This window comes from Sediminibacterium sp. KACHI17, assembly GCF_040362915.1.
GTDB lineage: Bacteria > Bacteroidota > Bacteroidia > Chitinophagales > Chitinophagaceae > Sediminibacterium.
The window spans coordinates 11,938-30,353 of sequence record NZ_AP029612.1 but is presented as its reverse complement, the minus strand read 5'-3'; the positions used below and the strand labels follow the sequence as shown (position 1 = coordinate 30,353).

Sequence of the window (18,416 nt, the reverse complement as noted above, 5' to 3'; positions counted from 1 at the left end):
TATGAAATACCTTACTTGTATTTGGTAATTAGGATGATGTATTTTGTAGAATATTTTTTGATTTTTTGTAAAATTCGAATACAAAAGAACACTTTTCGGCTTTTAGTATCGATATGAAAATATCAAAATCGTTTTTTCTTTCTTGGGATACTTGTATCAATAGTATTCATCCATATTTCTTGTGCCCTATTATTCTTTTCATCGGCATCCGGATAAACAGGCATCGGGTATTTTTTTATTATCCCATATGAAGGATAAGATGGATGATATTGAATGGTATCATTGATACTATATTTATTCCCATTCACAGAATAATAAACAATTCGTTGTATCGTACTATCAGTCACGGGTATAATAATTGATCCTGCAGCAGATAACATTTGTATGGATTCATTTTTTGTTCGTACATCTTCCACTTTTATAAAAGGCTGTGATACTAGACTTCTCGCATCAATACTGTCTTTATAATTGAAATCCAATCTAACTACAGGCTTTTTTACTTGTTTTACTTCATAGATGTCATCAAGACCCTTTCCTCCGCTTCGATTAGAACTGAAATATTTATTCCCCGGATCTCCATCAATCAGGTAAAAATCGTCTGCATATGAATTAAAAGGATAAGGTAAATGAATCAACAGCCCCACAGCCGTGTCTTTTGTAAGCAGCGTAGAAAGTTCATAAATATCCAAAGCCCCTCTTCCCATGACCCGATTACTTGAAAAGCGAAGTTTCCCATCTTGGTCAAAAACAGGGAATACTTCATCTGCTTCACTATTCACTACTGCTCCTAAATTACAGGGAGGCGACCAAAAGCTATCACGTTCTTTTACACTATAATAAAGATCCAAGCCTCCGTATCCGCCTGGCTGATCACTGGCAAAAACCAATACATTTCCCGTTTGATCAATTGCAGGATGCATCACCTGATACTTATTCTGGTTATTATATAAAAAAGCAACAGGTTTCTGCCATGTATGATTCTTTCGTACGGAAATAAATATGCCATTTCGCACGTCGACAATCTGCTCTTTTTTCTTATAGACTTTTTGTGGTGACTGATTGACGGTATCGGTCAAAGTAAAAAAAAGGGTATCACCACTTGGAGAAAGTGTAAGTGCGCCAACATTGGAATAGTTATGGTTAATAAATGCCGGCAATGTATCTATCACTATTGAATCTCTATTTTTATTAATCCGAACATTGAATATTTTCTGATACGGCAGCCCTGTCCATTTATATTTACTATTGTTCAATGTATCCACATGTCTGTCAGAAGTAATAAAAAATCCACTATCAGATCTTATCCAACCAAATTCCGACGCATCTGTATTTATTTCTAACATATTTCGAATCGCCCAAGCAGAACTATCTACAGTTTGTATCAAGGCGTTTTTACAAGAAGACACTAAGCCAGATATTGGTAGTAATCCATTTCGCAACTGATAGTCTTTAAAATACGATATCGCTTTCTCGTATAGTCCATTATTCTTTAAACAGATTGCGTAGTAGTAAAGGTCATCCAAATAAGTATTGTTGGGGTGAATGAGTTGCGCATACCAGTGTAAGGCCAATTGGTTCTTTCCCATTTTCTCATAAGAGCGCGCGATCGTTCGGATAATATTGAATTTTTCCGACGTGAACTCTTTTTGATAAGCCTGTAAGCTTTTTTCTAAAGACAAACTATACTCAGCTGATCGCAAATGAAATGCGGCTTCCTGCATTAAAGACTGGCTTCGTAATTGCATCATTGGTAGCAATAGAGCTAGCAGAAAGTAATATCTTTTCATAATTGACCATCGGATTTTAAAAGTATCTGGGACTGCTGATCCGCAAGGAAGTGAGAAGGGGCATTAAAGCATATCCAATGGATATCTCATGTGTTCCGCCAAAATAACTATTCAAACCTCCTATGCTGAAATCATATGAATACCCCAATCGCATTCCTTTTATAGGATAGATCTGTGCACTTGCAGATGCCGCTGCTCTTTGGGTCAGATCACTTTGTAAGTAGTTTTTACTGATCAATTTAAAACTGGTTCTATATGAACCTCCAATCCAAATTTTCTCGTCGATCAGTATAAACGCATTGATATCTGCATTGGTTGGTTGATTGAAATTTTCTCTGATAAGTAACGAGGGATATAACTTGATCTTATCACTTATAGGTAAAACGACACCTGACATCAAAAAGAAATGCCTTTTCTGCGGAACAATAATATTTCTTTTGTCCCCAGTATAATTCACATTATTATTAAAAAGATTAGCAGCAGATAATCCCACATAGAAATCATCATTACTCAGGTAAAATCCGAATTTTCCATCCATCAGTATCGTACTACTAAGTTTTGCTTGTAAAATCGGATCCGCATTGGATGATGCTACGAACCCAGTACCATCTAATTGATATTGAGAAAAACCTATCGCTATTCCGGATGACAAAACCGTTCTTTCTGAAACAGGGATTCGATAAGCAATGGAAAGAAATGGACTGATATTTTTTTGTAGCCCGATCGCATCTTTGGTGATATGAAATCCAAGTCCCAGATTTTTTTCATGTATCCCTTTTTCCACCGTAAACAACATTGTTTTAGGTGCTCCTTGTAATTGGGTCCACTGATGCCGATAAGTCATATTAACATTGAATTCTTTATTGCCGGCATAACCAGGATTCAGCGCCAATGCATTGAACATATATTGTGTATACAAGACTTCTTGCTGTGCACAACCATCTTGTATACATCCAAAGAATAATATCGTGTACAAGAGATATCGCATTGCTAGCGGAGAATGGTAATAAAGCCTTTAATAATTTCGGTTGCTGCACTTTGACTCCTGGAATGATTGATCTTAATGATATAGAAATAAGTGCCATCAGGCAATCCAACACCTTTGAATCTGTTTGTTGCCGAGTATTTACTGGTTTTAAATACTTCGTTACCCCAACGATTATAGATGATCACTTCATTATCCGGGAATTGTTCTATATTGATTATATCGAAAAAATCATTTTGCCCGTCTCCATTAGGAGTAAATACATTGACTGGTTTTAAAATCTGCAAGGCAGTACCTGCAGCCAGTCCTGAAAATTTAGATAAATAAAATTGTGATGGCCCACTTACTTCAAAGGATGCATTGTTTACTGCGGCATGTCCAATAGGACTACTGGTTGTAATATTACCCGGCATACTTACAGGTGTTGAAACTGGCACTGCTTTCCAACTACCATTGACATATATCCCCACATAAGAATTAGCTTTTAGTGATGCGAATATGGGTCCCTCATTGGGTAGGTTATGTTGAAGACTCAATACAAACTGATTGGGGTTGATACTTTTTTTCTCAAAATGCCATGTCGTATTTACCGTAGAGTCACGTAAGGCTGATCCTGAAGTTGCGGAAGAATAAGTGCCTATGAATACACTGGCAGATATATCTTCCAGTTGATTTTTACTGACAAGCTTGACCGGATGGTAATAAAACTGATCATCCTTTTCGCCCATTGGAAAAACATATTCCTGATCTTTTTTCATGTTCCGTATCATGAGATGACTGCCACCGGGCGTTTCTCCTGTTACAAAAAAACTCTTATGGTGATAGCCTAATACTGAAGCAGCAGAGGTATCAGATCCTAAAACAGCTGTTTTACCTGATAAGAATAAATGGCCAGACTGAAAAGCAAGTGTATAGGTGATATTGATATCTGATTCTAACTGTACACCATCTGGATTGTTAATGATCAAGTTGGCAAATGACGGACCATTGAAAGAAGCAGCACTATAATAACTATTGATGTATTGACGTCTATAAGTATTGTTGAATAATTGAGTAGGCAAAAATTCAATAGTGGCGCCCTTAACTGAATTCATATGACCGTCTTCGTCTAAGAGCTTAGATCCTGGATGATTCATCCAACGTTCACCCATGAAATTTACTTTGGCGGTCGTAGAAGTAATGATTTCAGATTGATTGATAAGGTTACCGAAGATTCCAATATTCACTTTTGAGCCTATATACACAGAGCCATGATGCACAAAAGTTGCCTGTTGTGCTGGTACAGGCATTGTATTGATAAGAAAAAAAATATAAATACCTATTAATCTTTGATATAAAATAGATAGCATATTAATGAATGATTAGTTGCTTATTCAATAGTTCTTATTTATACACCACCTTTACTTTGAATAATTAAATCGTCGGACCATACCTATAGCAGATACCAATAACCTACTTTCTCCAACATCAAATTGATAATCCGTATCTGAGTTGTTGTAAAATCTTATATAAGCATAGAAATAATAGTTATTGATTGTCTTAGCGACTCCCAATTGAAACCCCCTGACAGAAAAAACTTGAATAAAATCAGGAAAAGCATTCTTTTCAAGAGCAATAATCGCTGCTGCATTCGCGGGATCGAATATTGATATCGTTTGTGGAATAGTCACTATTGGTCCTACAGCAATTTCTGTTTGCTCTGACCATAAAGCCAATTGTTGTTGTGACTCCCCTTGGTAGGTCCAGTGGATAACCATTCCTATCAAAGTATCCAAATATCCTCTTGCAGGAATTAGTCTCTTATTAAGATCAAACTCTCTACTCATTCGTACATACTCAGACATAGGCTCTACCAATGCCAGTGTATTACTATCACTCATCCCCAAAAGAAATCTTCGAACTGGTGGCGCTGTTCCATCGAGGTCAAAACGGTTGGGATCCCAAGTACCATAGCGAGAAAATGGAAGTTTGATTTTACTATCTATTACTACCATCTCTCCATTCGAGGTAACAAAGTCTCCCGGATTATTAAAGATGACCGAGTCTGAAAAAGTTTGTTTGAACTCAATGATATCACCACGCCAGCCATCTTCTGCGAAAATATTCCATTGAACTTGTTGCGTAGTTGGATTATACGCCCAGAAAAAACTTTTACGCAGGGTTGTATTTCTATACGCTTGAAAAGGTGCGGTTGCTGTTGGCTCATAAGATAGCTCTCCTAACCACATCAATACATGTCCATCTTGAGCCAGTATTTGCCATTGACTACCATCCCAGATAAAACTTTTTCGTTGTACTTGATCATAATATGCTGAATTGATAGCGATGGGTTCACCGTGTTCATTTGGAGCACTTGCGAACATACCTAACCAAATCATTACACCGCTGGTCACTTGCCCCGTTGGACCGGGCGGACCTTGTGGTCCCATTGGTCCTTCATCACCTGCGAGACCGTCTTTTATAAATAATTTCCATGCTGACCCATCATAAATATATACCAGCCCTGCATCCGGATCTCTATACAATGTATTAACAACGGGATTTGCAGGAGGATTTGTAGGAGGTGGCACCGTACCCCAATCAGGATCAAAATCAGATCCTACAAATAAAAAACCAATTCCTCCGGGAGCTAACGTATCCCAATTGTTTGTATTGGTATTCCATATAAAACTCACTCGTTTTATGATATCGTAGTAAGCCCAGTTTTGCATAGGTGATACGGGAGCAACTGTTTGATTCCCTTTCCATACAATACTATTTTCTCCTTGTGGTCCTTGCATTCCTGCAATACCATCCTGACTCAGAATATTCCAGCTACTACCATTCCATATGTAGCTTCTTTTATCAAGCGTATTATAATAAGCCCAATTTTTGAGGGGATCGGCTGGCGCAGCAGATAAACTACCTTGCCATTCTATACCTGTACTTCCCGCATCTGATAACTTATACTTTGTCCAAAAACTATTGAGTATTCCTCCTTTCAATTGATACAAACTATCTGTTTCTGCTACATATACAAGCATACCTTCCTTTCTTCGTAATGGAGGAATATTATCTCTGATGATTTTTGTTCGTACAGCCATGAAACCACCGTGCCCTAGCGTATCGATATGCGTGGGATATAAGTCCAAGGGAGAACTTGGATTGATTGGTGCGATTACCCTTACCTGTGCTTTTGTACTTATTAAGCTAGCTAAGCATATACATAATAGTATTGGTTTAATTCTTCTCATTCTTTTCTATTGAACCGTTATTGAAACAGAGCCATTAGTATTCGTTTTCCAGGTATACACAACATAGTTTTCTGTAGCACCACTTGCATTTGTCAATGCTATCACTTCTCTTCTGTATGCATCAGTATTGATCGCAAAGCCTCCAACAGAAATTTGCGCTGATGTACCAACACCTGGGTCGAGTGAAACAGGATAGGCAATCACTAATCTTTGAGCACCACTCGGAGTAATGGTAGCCGTTAAATTTCTTGATGAAGCAAATGGTTGATTTGTCAAGGCAAGAATATCGGATACCGTAGGTGAAAATTCTTGCCCTTCCGTTACACCGCCGGGCTGTGTCATAAATCCATAGTACTTTCTAAAAGCAAAATTTACAGTCACATCAGACTGCGCTTGTTTTCCATCTGCTGTTACTACTATATTGCTAAAAACAGTTGTTGTATTACGAGGAAAACTAACAGCTTGTGTACCATTGACCGATGGTCCATATGGACTACCCTGCGAAGGTTGTGTAAATGTTTGTGACTGGCCTCCCACTGTAACTGTTGTAATCTCAGCAGTGGTCGGGCCTCTTCGAATTCCCCAATTGAGGGTTGCTGCTAAAGAAGATCCGGTCGACATTCGTTCTATTGTGAAGTTAGAACCACTGGTTTGACCATTGTAGGTCATTGTCAATGAGGCATCTGGAGCATGTGTAGGATAAAAAAGTCTTTCTATCCATTGTACCAGATCATTTGTACCTGGGTTTTGATTGGTGAATAACGAGGCCGTAATAGGACGATTCCCATTAAAAATTAATGAGGCCGAACCATCTACTCCATCTTGTGATAAAATCTCCCAGCTATCACCATCCCACACATAACTTTTCTTGTCCGTTGAATTGTAATAAGCCCAATTCAATTGAGGAGAAGATGGTGATGATGATAAACTTCCCTGCCAACTGAGACTTACTCCATTCGTGCCCGCAGGTCCTTGAATACCTTGTGGGCCCTGAGCACCTTGTGCACCGGTACTTCCATCTTGTGATAAAATTTCCCAACTGTCGCCATCCCACACATAACTTTTTTTGTCCGTTGAATTGTAATAAGCCCAATTCAATTGAGGAGAAGATGGTGATGATGATAAACTTCCCTGCCAACTGAGACTCACTCCATTCGTGCCCGCAGGGCCTTGGATACCTTGTGCACCGATACTTCCATCTTGTGATAAAATTTCCCAACTGTCTCCATCCCACACGTAACTTTTTTTGTCCGTTGAATTGTAATAAGCCCAATTCAATTGAGGAGAAGATGGCGATGATGATAAACTTCCTTGCCAACTGAGACTTACTCCATTCGTGCCCGCAGGGCCTTGGATACCTTGTAGACCCTGAGCACCTTGTGCACCGGCACTTCCATCTTGTGATAAAATTTCCCAACTGTCGCCATCCCACACATAACTTTTTTTATCCGTTGAATTGTAATAAGCCCAATTCAATTGAGGAGAAGATGGTGATGATGATAAACTTCCTTGCCAACTGAGACTTACTCCATTCGTGCCCGCAGGGCCTTGAATACCTTGTAGACCCTGAGCACCTTGTGCACCGGTACTTCCATCTTGCGATAAGATCTCCCAACTGTCGCCATCCCACACGTAACTTTTTTTGTCCGTTGAATTGTAATAAGCCCAATTCAATTGAGGAGAAGAAGGCGATGATGCTAAACTTCCTTGCCAACTGAGACTTACTCCATTCGTGCCCGCAGGGCCTTGAATACCTTGTAGACCCTGAGCACCTTGTGCACCGGTACTTCCATCTTGTGATAAAATTTCCCAACTGTCTCCATCCCACACATAACTTTTTTTATCCGTTGAATTGTAATAAGCCCAATTCAATTGAGGAGAAGATGGCGATGATGCTAAACTTCCTTGCCAACTGAGACTCACTCCATTCGTGCCCGCAGGGCCTTGAATACCTTGTAGACCCTGAACACCTTGTGCACCAGTACTTCCATCTTGCGATAAGATCTCCCAACTGTCTCCATCCCACACGTAACTTTTTTTATCCGTTGAATTGTAATAAGTCCAATTCAATTGAGGAGAAGACGGCGATGATGCTAAACTTCCCTGCCAAATGAGACTCACTCCATTCGTGCCCGCAGGTCCTTGAATACCTTGTGGACCCTGAGCACCTTGTGCACCGGTACTTCCATCTTGCGATAAGATCTCCCAGCTATCTCCATCCCACACATAACTTTTTTTATCCGTTGAATTGTAATAAGCCCAATTCAATTGAGGAGAAGATGGTGATGATGCTAAACTTCCCTGCCAACTAAGACTTACTCCATTCGTACCCGCAGGTCCTTGAATACCTTGCGGACCTGCAATTCCACCTTGTGCTAGCACTTCCCATGCTGTTCCATTCCAGATATATGTTTTTTGATCAGTTGTATTATAGTAAACAGTATTCACTGTTGGTGTAACAGGTGCAACTCCACTACCCCCCCATGTAAAGCTGTTACTTACGGTTCCCAATGGTATTGCTACCCAATTACTATTGGTTTCGCCGCCTTTGAGTTGATACAGCACATCATCCGCTGTTACGTATACCAACATCCCGATTTTTCGTCTTAATGCATTGATCGCATTTCTTGTTGCAATATCAGAGACTGACATAAACCCACCTTTTCCATAGATGTCTGTATGTGTAGGATATCCATCTGCTGATGAATTAGGCACAATTGGTCCTGTCACTTTTACACCCTGTGCATCCACTATTTGTGCGTACAACAATAGGAACAGTATCAAGATGGTAATATTTTTTTTCATGCACATATACTATTCAACTATAAATGAAAGTTGTCCGGATGTATTATTCAGTAAAACATATACTACATAATTGGTACTGGCTCCGCTTGCATTAGTAAAACTGACTACCTGTCTTTGGAAATTTCCTGAGCTCTCCAATCCTCCTATCCAGATTTTTGTAGTTCCTGCATCCCATATTGCGGGATAAGCAATCACCAATCGTTGACCAGCTGTTGGTATCAAAGTAGGAGAACTCACGCCTCTAGATGATCCAAACTCTTTATTGGATAAAGCCAGAATATCACTCGCAGAAGGTGTAAATCCGGTACCATCTGCAACACCAACCGGTGCGTCTATAAAACCATAATATCGTCTCCATGAAAAATTCACAGATACACTTGGTGTACCAGATATTGATTTACCATCTGTTGTAAGCACCTGATTTGAGAAACTTGTATTGGTGTTTCTAGGAACACTTACAATAACACTACCGTTTATTGATGCATTTTGAGCAGGCTGTGTAAATGTCTGCGCAACTCCACCAACAGTAACAGATGCAAGTGGTTCTGTAGAAGCCTGTCTTCCTGCAGTCCATGATAAAGTCACAGGAATATTGACACCAGATGCCATCATTTCTAAATTGGCAGAGGATCCGGAAATAGTAGCACTTGTAATGGGATGTACCAGTGACATGGTCAATGTACCTATCGGACCTTGAGAAGGATAAAATACTTTCTGAATCCACTCGGCGATATCATTGGTACCTGGATTAACATTTGTAAAAGGACTTAATCCTAATGTAATCGGTCTGTTTCCATTAAAACTTCCCAAAGAAGAGCCGGAACCATTGATACCATCTTGTGATATCATTTGCCAACTGCTTCCATCCCAGATATAACTTTTTTTATCTGTTGAATTATAGTAGGCCCAATTAAGTTCCGGAGCACTTGGCGCAATAGGTAAACTCCCTTTCCATGCGATTCCAATACCTGCTGGTCCTTGTACGCCTGCCGGACCAGGATTTCCATCTTGTGCAATGACCATCCATGAGCTTCCTGTCCAGATATAACTTTTAAAATCGGTCGTATTGTAATATGCCCAATTTACTTGCGGGTTAGAAGGATGATTCGCAAAACTTCCTTGCCAACCCATTGTTTTGGGAGATGGAGTACTTGTGAGCTTGAAGTCTATCCAATTCGTATTGGCAATACCTCCGATCAATTGATATACACTGTCTGTTTCACTCACATATACCAGCATACCTATTTTTCTGCGCTGGTTACTCAACTGATCACGAATCAGTTTTGTAGGCACTGCCATAAAGCCTCCTTTTCCCAAACTATCAACATGCGTTGCATACAGATCATCCGGTGAGTTGGTAGTGATATTGGACATCATTTTCACGCCTTGGGCATCTGATATGTAATACATCAGTAAGCTTGTAAGGAATAATATGAGATATCTGATCACTTTCATCTTACACATTTTATAACACACTGAATGTTACTCCGGCACTGGTATTATTTTTTGCTGTGTATACCACATAATCTGTGCTGCCTCCACTCTCATTGACCAGTTTGATCACTTGTCTATCAAATGCACCTTTCTGATCGAATCCTGAAATTTTTATTTCCATATCATTACTATCCATTGAAAGCGGATAAGCAATCACTAATCTTTTAGGACTACCCGGATTCACTGTTTTGGTAAATCCTCTTGCAGAAGCAAACTCACTGGATAGATCAAGAATTTCTTTATTGGTAGGTGTTAGCATCACTTCGTTAGCCAAGGAAGTGGAAACAAAGCCATAATATCGCTTCCATAGAAACCGAAAATTGACAGTACTTGTAGCCGCTTTATTGTCTTCAGTAAGAGCCCTAATTGTAAAAGAGCTATTGACATTTCGAGGAACTGAGACATTCGCTATTCCTGTCACTGATGCATTTTGATGAGGCTGTGTAAAAGCAACTGTATCTCCGGCGACAGTGATAGCGCTCAACAATTTGGTTGATGCCTGTCTGCCCGCCTCCCAATTCATTGTTGCCATTAAATCAGCACCATCTGCTATTTTTTCTATTGTAATGGTATTGCCCGTATTACTGCCATAAGTAATTGTCAGGCCGGCTGTTGGACCTTGAGAAGGATAAAAAAGATATTCGATCCATTTCACCAAATCATTGGTGCCGGGATTTTGTCCATTGAATACACTCGCTGTAATAGGCCTATCCCCATAGAATGATGCTAATGAGCTATCCTTTGAATGGATCCCATCTTGTGAAAGAATCTGCCAGTTTTGTCCATCATAGATAAAAGACTTATGCTGAGCCGAATCATAATACGCCCAATTGGTTTTTGCTTCAGCTGGAGCCGCATCAAACATTCCTTTCCAGTAGATCCCCATTCCATTCAATCCATCTTTTGCAATGACGCGCTGTGGAATGTTGGTCTGTGTATCATCCGTGTAATGGATCGTTAATGTGGAATCTTCATTCAACCGAATATCTTTTACACCTTTCCCTGCAATCCCTGTTTCGCCTTTATCACCTTTATCGCCCTTGTCACCCTTTGGTCCGGTTTCACCCACTAACTTTTGAGTAGTAAAGGTTGTTCCGTCACTATAAATGATCGTTAAGCTACCATCCGGATTGGATTGAAAATTGATTCCCAGCCTACCTGATCCATTGGAAACGTTGAGCCAGAACCCTCCTTTACGGATGTACAAACCCGGATTAGTATTGGCGAGATAAATCAAAGTACCATCAGGCGGATTTAATGTGTTAATAGCAGCTGTATCCGTAATTCGAGGTAATAATAATCCTTGAGATGTACTCTCTAATTCAAGTATCGAAGACTTAGCAATGCTGGTTGGATTCGTTCCGATCTTTACTTGGGCAAATAGCTGATGAGACCTTGTAAAACAAAGTAAGAAACAAGAAAGGAATACTATCTTTTGTATAATATTTTGACTCAGCATATCAAATGGGGTTAATATGACTGCACATATTCTAACACTGCTATAACTACTAACCATAGTGCCATTCAATCAATAATAATTTTCGTTGAACGATATGATCCAACTCTTCTCTCATGTAAAATGCATGTCCAGAATTCAGATTGGTTTTAGATAAATGCCAATTGTGTACCATTTTGATAACAGTACAGTCTTCAACTCTTCAACATTGGCAAGTCAGGCACATTCTTATTGCGGATATTGATTCAGTAACAGAACTGAGGCAACCTTTCCGACATTTTACAAAAAATAAAACGATAGCGGATGATTGTAATAGTTGATACTGATGATCATAAGAACATACTGAAATTATATAGTTTGTTCAGACGAAAAGTGAAAATTCAACTAACGACAATCATCGAAATGTAGAATACAAATAACAATGCATGAATTGCAAAATCAAGCAGAATACATTATTGATTCCCAGGAATCAAAATTTGATAAGATGGTAAATATCTAGAGGATCATTTAAATCCTGTTTTCAAAATTTCATAGGTCAGTTGAATCCCTTCAAAATAGTTTGCCAGTCGTAGGTTTTCATTGGCTGCATGCTGACTATTATCCGGATTCACAGTTGGCACCAATACTGCGGGAATGGCCAGCTCTCGAATGAAAGGTGCGATAGGTACCGTTCCCCCGGACATTCTGATCTTTACAGGTTTGACTCCAAATACTTGCTCAACAATACCCGAAACCCATGATCCGGTTGGAGTATTCGGCTCTGTTACAAATGCCAAAGACGATAATCTGAAGAGAAATGAAATGATCTTTGGGTACTTCATTCTTTCCTCTTCGGTTGGTTTTCGGTTTTCAATGATATGAAAGCCTTTCTCCTGTATGAATTTTCTGATGATTGCTTCAATATGTTTAGGATCACTTTCAGGCACAAGCCTGATATCAACATTCGCTTTTGCGAATGAGGGCACGATATTTCTAGTTCCGATCTCTGGTTCTCCGGATGTAAAATTTAAAATATTGAGTGATGGATATTGTAATGATTCCTGATAACTCAACTCGGGATTCACTTCTTTTGCTATACCGATCTGCTGATTGATGATTTCTTTTTTATCCGGCACCGCAAGCAGATCTTTTCTAACCGCATCATGGATCGTTATGTCCTTGTAAAATCCAGGGATCAGCACTTGTCCCTTTTCATCTTTCATCGACACCAACAATTTAGAAAGCTCAAATGCCGGATTAGGGGCATAATTTCCATAATGACCACTATGTTGGTCGAACCGTGGTCCAAATACTTCAAGAGCGATATCGGCCACACCTCTGCAGCCAAATAATAATGTAGGTTGATTGGAATTATGTCTTGGACCATCAAGGATCACGAATCGATCTGATCGAAGCAAACCTGCATGTTGTTTTACCATGGCAGGTAAATTGGGAGAGCCTTTTTCTTCTTCGCTATCCAATATCACTTTTACATTGTATGCAGGCTTTTTTCCTTCGATACGAAGCATATCCATTGCAAAAAGAAACATGGCAATAGGACCTTTATCATCCGAAGCCGAACGAGCAAAAACTCGCCATTCAGGGTTATAGGGCTGCCCCGAATGAGGAGTTGGAATAATACTCCATCCCGTATCTGTTTTCTCTTTGAATACAGGCTTGTATGCATTCTTTTGTTTCCATGCACTTGCTGCAACAGGCTGTCCGTCAAAATGCATATAATACAAAACCGTAGGTAATTTTTCATCTACATGGTATTCAGCAAATACAAACGGGCGGGCTTTGGAAGGTAGTAATGTGACTTTAAATCCTCTCTTTGATAATTGCTGATCCATCCATTGAATATTACGATCGATGTCAGCAGGAAATGCCGCATCATTTGGAATAGACAAAATATCCATCAATACTTGAATCGAACTGTCCAAATACTTCTTTTCCGGCCAGGCTTGAGAATAGACCTGAGCGGTTAAATAAAGCGGCTGCAATAGCTGGAATAAGATTATTGTGCCAATGATACGGATTGAAAACACTGTATGCTGGTACTTCATAATAGGTTGTTCAATGAAGGTTAAAGTCATTTGGTGATTTTATCATTTTTGCGATCTCTCCAATGATTCATCTTGAATAAGTGAGCATCACCAAATGAATGAACCATATGTATGTTCTGAAAGTAGTCTCTAATATTTTATATCCTTAAGTATTTCTACCAATTACGTATTAAGATATACAAAATGAAATAATTTACGCATTAAATACATTGATTCGGCACAAATTGCTGTTTAGACATACTTATTGATTTTTGGTATATTTAGTAAGAATTCATCACTGATTTATATGAATTTTAAAAATGCTCTACCCCTGGTCATTAATACAACCTCAGTGAAAAAAAGAATCATACACCATACCTTATTCTGGCTAGCGTATGTGTCTTATAAAACCTACCTCAATATCGCTTCCTATCCACGAGGCAAGGACCCAATCCCATTTATAGATATTTTCAATACATCTGTAAAAGCGCAACTGTCATTTTTGCTCATCAAAGTACCATTGGTATATACTCTATTTGCTATAGTTAATCAATTCAACACAAAAAACTGGGGAGTCGTTAAAACATTTTTTTGCTCTTTGATTTTATTATTAGCCGGAACATTTCTTTTTACGGTTTTTAATGACCTTTTTGTTCTGCCCTATATCTACGGACTACCCGGTGATGATTTATTGGATATTGGTATATCATCTATCTTATACAATGCATTTGTGCTGGCATTTCTCTGTGGTACAGCTTTGGCAATTAAACTGGTACGCATCAATCTTCAAATTCGAAAAAGAGAAGAAGAAACTGCTCGAAAAAAATTATTAACAGAGTTGCAATTTCTTAAATCGCAGATCAATCCACACTTTTTATTCAATACGCTAAATAATATATACGGACTGGCTCGAAAAAAATCAGATGATACCGCAGAAGTCGTGATGAAATTATCCAAACTGCTTCGTTTTATGTTATATGAAACAGCGCAATCCTCTATCAACATAGCTGATGAGCTAAAAGTGGTAAAAGATTATATTGAATTAGAACAACTTCGATACGGAACTCGCTTGGATATTGAATATACAGAGGACATAGATCATCTTGAACAACAGATCACACCACTGATTCTGATTCCCTTCGTTGAAAATGCATTTAAACATGGTCTAAGTGAGACCAGGTTTCACTCCTATATTAAAATTCATACATTTTTAAAAAAAGGACATCTACTGTTTTCGATTGAAAACTCTAAATCAGAGAATGAAGGAAAAGCACCTGAAAGAATTGGCTTGAAAAATGTAAAAAGACAACTTGAATTACTATATCCTGAACATGATCTAAAAATTAATTTAACCCCTGAGACGTTTAAAGTAACCCTAACCATAAACCTTTCAAAAAATGCAACTTTATAACACCATCATCGTAGAAGACGAACCCATCGCTGCTGAGATACTGAGTGATTATATTTCTCAAGTACCCTTTCTGAAAAACATCGCAATATGCTCGGATGCTTTGTATGCAATGGAAATATTACAGAAGGAAAAAGTAGATCTGATGTTCCTTGATATACATATGCCAAAGATCAAGGGTATGGAATTCATCAAAATGATCAAGAATCCTCCACAAATCATCATCACTTCTGCTTATAATGAGTATGCCTTACAAGGTTTTGAACTAGGCGTACTTGACTATTTATTAAAACCAATAGAGTTCAATCGATTTTTGATGGCTGTAAATAAGTTGACACATCAAAATAACATGACGTCAAGCAATCAGCCTGTATTTCCGAATGAGAAACCGTCTATCTTTTTTAACGTCAATAAAAAAAGAATCAGGGTATTGCTAGATGATATCTTATTTATTGAAGGATTAAAAGAATATGTAAAGATCTATACCACCAATGGAAAGACAATCGTTACTAAAACCCAACTTTCACATCTGGAAAACGAATTAGGCAAGAGCGGTTTTTTACGTATCCACCGATCTTTTATTGTTCCAAAAAATAAGATCGATGCCTATAGTGCAGCTGATGTAGAAATTCAAGGGAGAAATATTCCAATCGGAAGAGGTTACAAGGAATTGATACAAAGCTTAATGGAAGCAACTAATAACCGATGAGCTTTGCTAAATATCATTACAGCTTGAGAAGTCGGTTTACAAAAATGATGATCATTGCACTATTAATCCTTTCAATCAATAAATCGCCAATACAAGCACAACAAGTAAAAATTGATTTTACAGGCGTTCAACTATTTTGGCCAATTGAAGCGCTATTATCTAAAGATCTGCTTCCGGATAGTACCACTTGGAAACAACTATTTGATGCTCCGTTTTATTCATTTTATGCCAAATGGGGGCAAGAACGCTATATGAAGAGAATGATAATGACAGCGTTTATGCCTTCTAGGAAAAATATCTGTGACAGCCTCGTAAGAGAAAATAAATGGGAAAAGCAGGTATTAGAACACTTGAAAAAGGCTAAAGCAAAAAAAAATCATATTGATTCATTTGCACGAGAATTGCAAAAGAGAAATTTATTTGAAGAAGCAAAAGAAAAAGCCAGTCCTTATCTTACTAAAGTTGCACTATCACAAGAAATAAAACCAACAATTGGATTCGGTTTGTTTCATCCCCAATCTAATGCAAATGATCAAGCCATAGTAATAGATCTATTGTCTGTTGATGAAGACAATCTTATTGCTGTATTAGGTCATGAAATACATCATTTTTATACTTATTCTTTCAGAAAAAAAATACACCTGAATGAAACAGACGATGCTGGACCATTACTCAATGCTATTTTTCAACTTCAGCTCGAAGGGATAGCCGATCTCATCAATATAGAATGGTTCTTGTCACATCCCAATACTAGTAACAGTTTTTTGTATAACTTGTACTCAGAACATTATAATAACCCTTATAAAAATTTAGAAAAAGTAGATACACTCTTAATAGCTATTGCTGATACTCCCTCTCTCATGAAAACAAATGCTGTTATCATTCGCAGTCTATTTCCATTGGGCGCTCATCCGCATGGTTATTACATGGCCAAGACAATACTACAAGTAAAGGGAAGGAAGAGCCTATTAAGGGTTTTATACAATCCATTTGATTTTATCAGACTTTATAATAAAACAGCTAAAAAGTCTAAAAGCCGATTTCATTTCTCTGATAAATCAATGATCTTATTTGCTCAATTAGAGAAAAAATATATCAGCAATTAATGCTGCAGAAGTAGTTGTTGATTAGAAAAATCAATCTGGATTCTTGTAAACTGATGAAAAAAGTCCATTCCTAATATAGCACTGCTAGCAGATAACCCGTAAGAACTCAATGCAGCTACATTACCCAAAATCATTCTTGTATCCTTCATCATATAATTTCCTACTGCTACATCTTTTAAAGAAATAATGCTACTCTTTTGAGGTTTTCCATCTATACCAGTAATCATTTTATCAGTAGACATAGTTTTATAAGAGATATTAGTCAAGGTTACAAACGACTGACTTAAAATACTTTCTCTTGCTCCAGTATCCATCACAAATTTCAATGGCTTTCCTTGTATTTTACCATCAATGAATAATAATCCTCCGGCTATGTTGAATGGCATTCGTGTTGCGGCGACATTGGTTCCAATTTCACTTTCGCCAAGGACAATAGTTCCTTCTGTTTCTGAAGTAAATTGAATTGTACAAACTCCCGACTTTTTTAAGATATCAGTACCAATGATACCAACTACACCAGCTTTTTTAAGCTTTTCAGGAAAAGATTTCAAAACGCTAGCATTTACATCATTCATCAAAAGATCATTAAGACGAAAATTTTGTAACAATGCTTTACCTAAAAAAAAATCTGTGTCTACCTGTCCGGTCGCACCTTGCATGCTAGCACTAGACTTTGTAGTATCTTTATCAGAGTAGGCTATTGTTTCCATTTTTACGATCTCGGTATTTGACGGCAAGACGGATGCGTCAATAACTGTAGAGGTTGCGGCCATATCTAGTACAAATTCAAGTCGATTTCCATTATTCAGCTGCACAGGTAACATCATCCAACCATTTTTAAATTGAAAAGGTATTTTTCCTTTCAACAATGTTGATACTGTACTAGCTTTTCTGGTTTCAGTAGTTAAAATAAAATCTCCATTTTGTATAGGAATTTTTCCACCAAACATGTCCATAACCGGTCCATCTGCATCTTTAACCTGATCATATTTTTCAATAAGAAAAGCTTTCTTAGTGCCGTCTCCGGATACAACATTAATACGAATATTCATTTGTCTCAGCACCCGAATATCCATATCAGGTAAAGGTTTTTCTTCTCCAGAAGCAGTCTTAAATTTCAATTTGAGTTGATTGTCCTTACACTGCGCAATGATCATACCACCCCTTCTTTCTTTTTTTACCATATCTCCATTCATGCCTTCACCCATACTAAAAACTGGTGCTACTATTGATGGATCACTTAGTACTTCTACACGATTATTATCAATGGTAACTTTCTCAACTGCCAACTTACCTTTCTGTTCGGTCAGAAGAAAACAACTACATGCTGATTGTGATAGGACTACATCTGGTATACAAATACCCAATAGTAGCATTGCGTAAATGAATTGTTTCATAATTGATTGTAT

12 protein-coding genes are annotated in these 18,416 nt (G+C 38.1%); 3 read left to right on the top strand and 9 right to left on the bottom strand.

Translation table 11 applies throughout. From position 1 onward, the window contains the following. Positions 1-122: 122 nt before the first annotated feature. The 8 genes from ABXG83_RS00105 to ABXG83_RS00070 all read right to left on the bottom strand — a co-directional run bounded on the left by ABXG83_RS00105 (position 123) and on the right by ABXG83_RS00070 (position 13,835). On the bottom strand, positions 123-1,748 hold the full coding sequence (locus ABXG83_RS00105; RefSeq protein ID WP_353549488.1) for a hypothetical protein: 1,626 nt from the start codon (positions 1,746-1,748) through the stop codon (positions 123-125). 55 nt (positions 1,749-1,803) lie between these two features. Beyond that, the gene (locus ABXG83_RS00100; RefSeq protein ID WP_353549487.1) at positions 1,804-2,775 is read right to left on the bottom strand and encodes a type IX secretion system membrane protein PorP/SprF; all 972 of its coding nucleotides are present in this window, start codon (positions 2,773-2,775) and stop codon (positions 1,804-1,806) included. A 2-nt stretch (positions 2,776-2,777) separates the two neighbouring features. Beyond that, positions 2,778-4,121 (bottom strand): gliding motility-associated C-terminal domain-containing protein, encoded by a 1,344-nt coding sequence (locus ABXG83_RS00095; protein WP_353549486.1) that lies wholly within the window; start codon positions 4,119-4,121, stop codon positions 2,778-2,780. 51 nt (positions 4,122-4,172) lie between these two features. Then, positions 4,173-5,855 carry a hypothetical protein gene (locus ABXG83_RS00090; RefSeq protein WP_353549485.1) on the bottom strand — a complete coding sequence of 561 codons (1,683 nt, stop codon included), beginning with the start codon at positions 5,853-5,855 and terminating at the stop codon, positions 4,173-4,175. A 156-nt stretch (positions 5,856-6,011) separates the two neighbouring features. Further along, positions 6,012-8,810 (bottom strand): hypothetical protein, encoded by a 2,799-nt coding sequence (locus ABXG83_RS00085; RefSeq protein WP_353549484.1) that lies wholly within the window; start codon positions 8,808-8,810, stop codon positions 6,012-6,014. Between the two features lie 9 nt (positions 8,811-8,819). Then, complete coding sequence (locus ABXG83_RS00080; RefSeq protein ID WP_353549483.1) at positions 8,820-10,265, bottom strand: hypothetical protein; 1,446 nt, start codon at positions 10,263-10,265, stop codon at positions 8,820-8,822. A gap of 10 nt (positions 10,266-10,275) precedes the next feature. After that, positions 10,276-11,763 (bottom strand): hypothetical protein, encoded by a 1,488-nt coding sequence (locus ABXG83_RS00075; RefSeq protein ID WP_353549482.1) that lies wholly within the window; start codon positions 11,761-11,763, stop codon positions 10,276-10,278. A gap of 500 nt (positions 11,764-12,263) precedes the next feature. Beyond that, positions 12,264-13,835: a M20/M25/M40 family metallo-hydrolase gene (locus ABXG83_RS00070; protein WP_353549481.1), complete on the bottom strand. Its 1,572-nt coding sequence runs from the start codon at positions 13,833-13,835 to the stop codon at positions 12,264-12,266. A gap of 256 nt (positions 13,836-14,091) precedes the next feature. On the opposite strand from ABXG83_RS00070, the gene ABXG83_RS00065 reads away from it, so the two are divergent. Genes ABXG83_RS00065 through ABXG83_RS00055 form a run of 3 tightly spaced genes read left to right on the top strand, consistent with a single transcriptional unit; the run spans position 14,092 to position 17,007 of the window. Beyond that, on the top strand, positions 14,092-15,195 hold the full coding sequence (locus ABXG83_RS00065; protein ID WP_353549480.1) for a histidine kinase: 1,104 nt from the start codon (positions 14,092-14,094) through the stop codon (positions 15,193-15,195). Next, positions 15,182-15,901, top strand: coding sequence for a LytTR family DNA-binding domain-containing protein (locus tag ABXG83_RS00060; RefSeq protein WP_353549479.1), 720 nt, complete (start codon positions 15,182-15,184; stop codon positions 15,899-15,901). The genes ABXG83_RS00065 and ABXG83_RS00060 overlap by 14 nt, the downstream gene beginning before the upstream one ends. Next, positions 15,898-17,007, top strand: coding sequence for a DUF5700 domain-containing putative Zn-dependent protease (locus ABXG83_RS00055; protein ID WP_353549478.1), 1,110 nt, complete (start codon positions 15,898-15,900; stop codon positions 17,005-17,007). Before ABXG83_RS00060 ends, ABXG83_RS00055 begins: the two co-directional genes overlap by 4 nt. Here ABXG83_RS00055 and ABXG83_RS00050 read toward each other — a convergent pair. Beyond that, on the bottom strand, positions 17,004-18,404 hold the full coding sequence (locus tag ABXG83_RS00050; RefSeq protein ID WP_353549477.1) for a retroviral-like aspartic protease family protein: 1,401 nt from the start codon (positions 18,402-18,404) through the stop codon (positions 17,004-17,006). The two genes, ABXG83_RS00055 and ABXG83_RS00050, sit on opposite strands and share 4 nt — an antisense overlap. Positions 18,405-18,416 lie beyond the last annotated feature (12 nt).

Excerpts from the sequence above, each read along its gene's own strand:
- ABXG83_RS00085 (WP_353549484.1), bottom strand. The coding sequence starts at position 8,810 with ATGAAAAAAAATATTACCATCTTGATACTGTTCCTATTGTTGTACGCA.
- ABXG83_RS00080 (WP_353549483.1), bottom strand. The coding sequence starts at position 10,265 with ATGAAAGTGATCAGATATCTCATATTATTCCTTACAAGCTTACTGATG.
- ABXG83_RS00100 (WP_353549487.1), bottom strand. The coding sequence starts at position 2,775 with ATGCGATATCTCTTGTACACGATATTATTCTTTGGATGTATACAAGAT.
- ABXG83_RS00075 (WP_353549482.1), bottom strand. The coding sequence starts at position 11,763 with ATGCTGAGTCAAAATATTATACAAAAGATAGTATTCCTTTCTTGTTTC.
- ABXG83_RS00050 (WP_353549477.1), bottom strand. The coding sequence starts at position 18,404 with ATGAAACAATTCATTTACGCAATGCTACTATTGGGTATTTGTATACCA.
- ABXG83_RS00070 (WP_353549481.1), bottom strand. The coding sequence starts at position 13,835 with ATGACTTTAACCTTCATTGAACAACCTATTATGAAGTACCAGCATACA.
- ABXG83_RS00095 (WP_353549486.1), bottom strand. The coding sequence starts at position 4,121 with ATGCTATCTATTTTATATCAAAGATTAATAGGTATTTATATTTTTTTT.
- ABXG83_RS00105 (WP_353549488.1), bottom strand. The coding sequence starts at position 1,748 with ATGATGCAATTACGAAGCCAGTCTTTAATGCAGGAAGCCGCATTTCAT.
- ABXG83_RS00055 (WP_353549478.1), top strand. The coding sequence starts at position 15,898 with ATGAGCTTTGCTAAATATCATTACAGCTTGAGAAGTCGGTTTACAAAA.
- ABXG83_RS00060 (WP_353549479.1), top strand. The coding sequence starts at position 15,182 with ATGCAACTTTATAACACCATCATCGTAGAAGACGAACCCATCGCTGCT.
- ABXG83_RS00090 (WP_353549485.1), bottom strand. The coding sequence starts at position 5,855 with ATGGCTGTACGAACAAAAATCATCAGAGATAATATTCCTCCATTACGA.
- ABXG83_RS00065 (WP_353549480.1), top strand. The coding sequence starts at position 14,092 with ATGAATTTTAAAAATGCTCTACCCCTGGTCATTAATACAACCTCAGTG.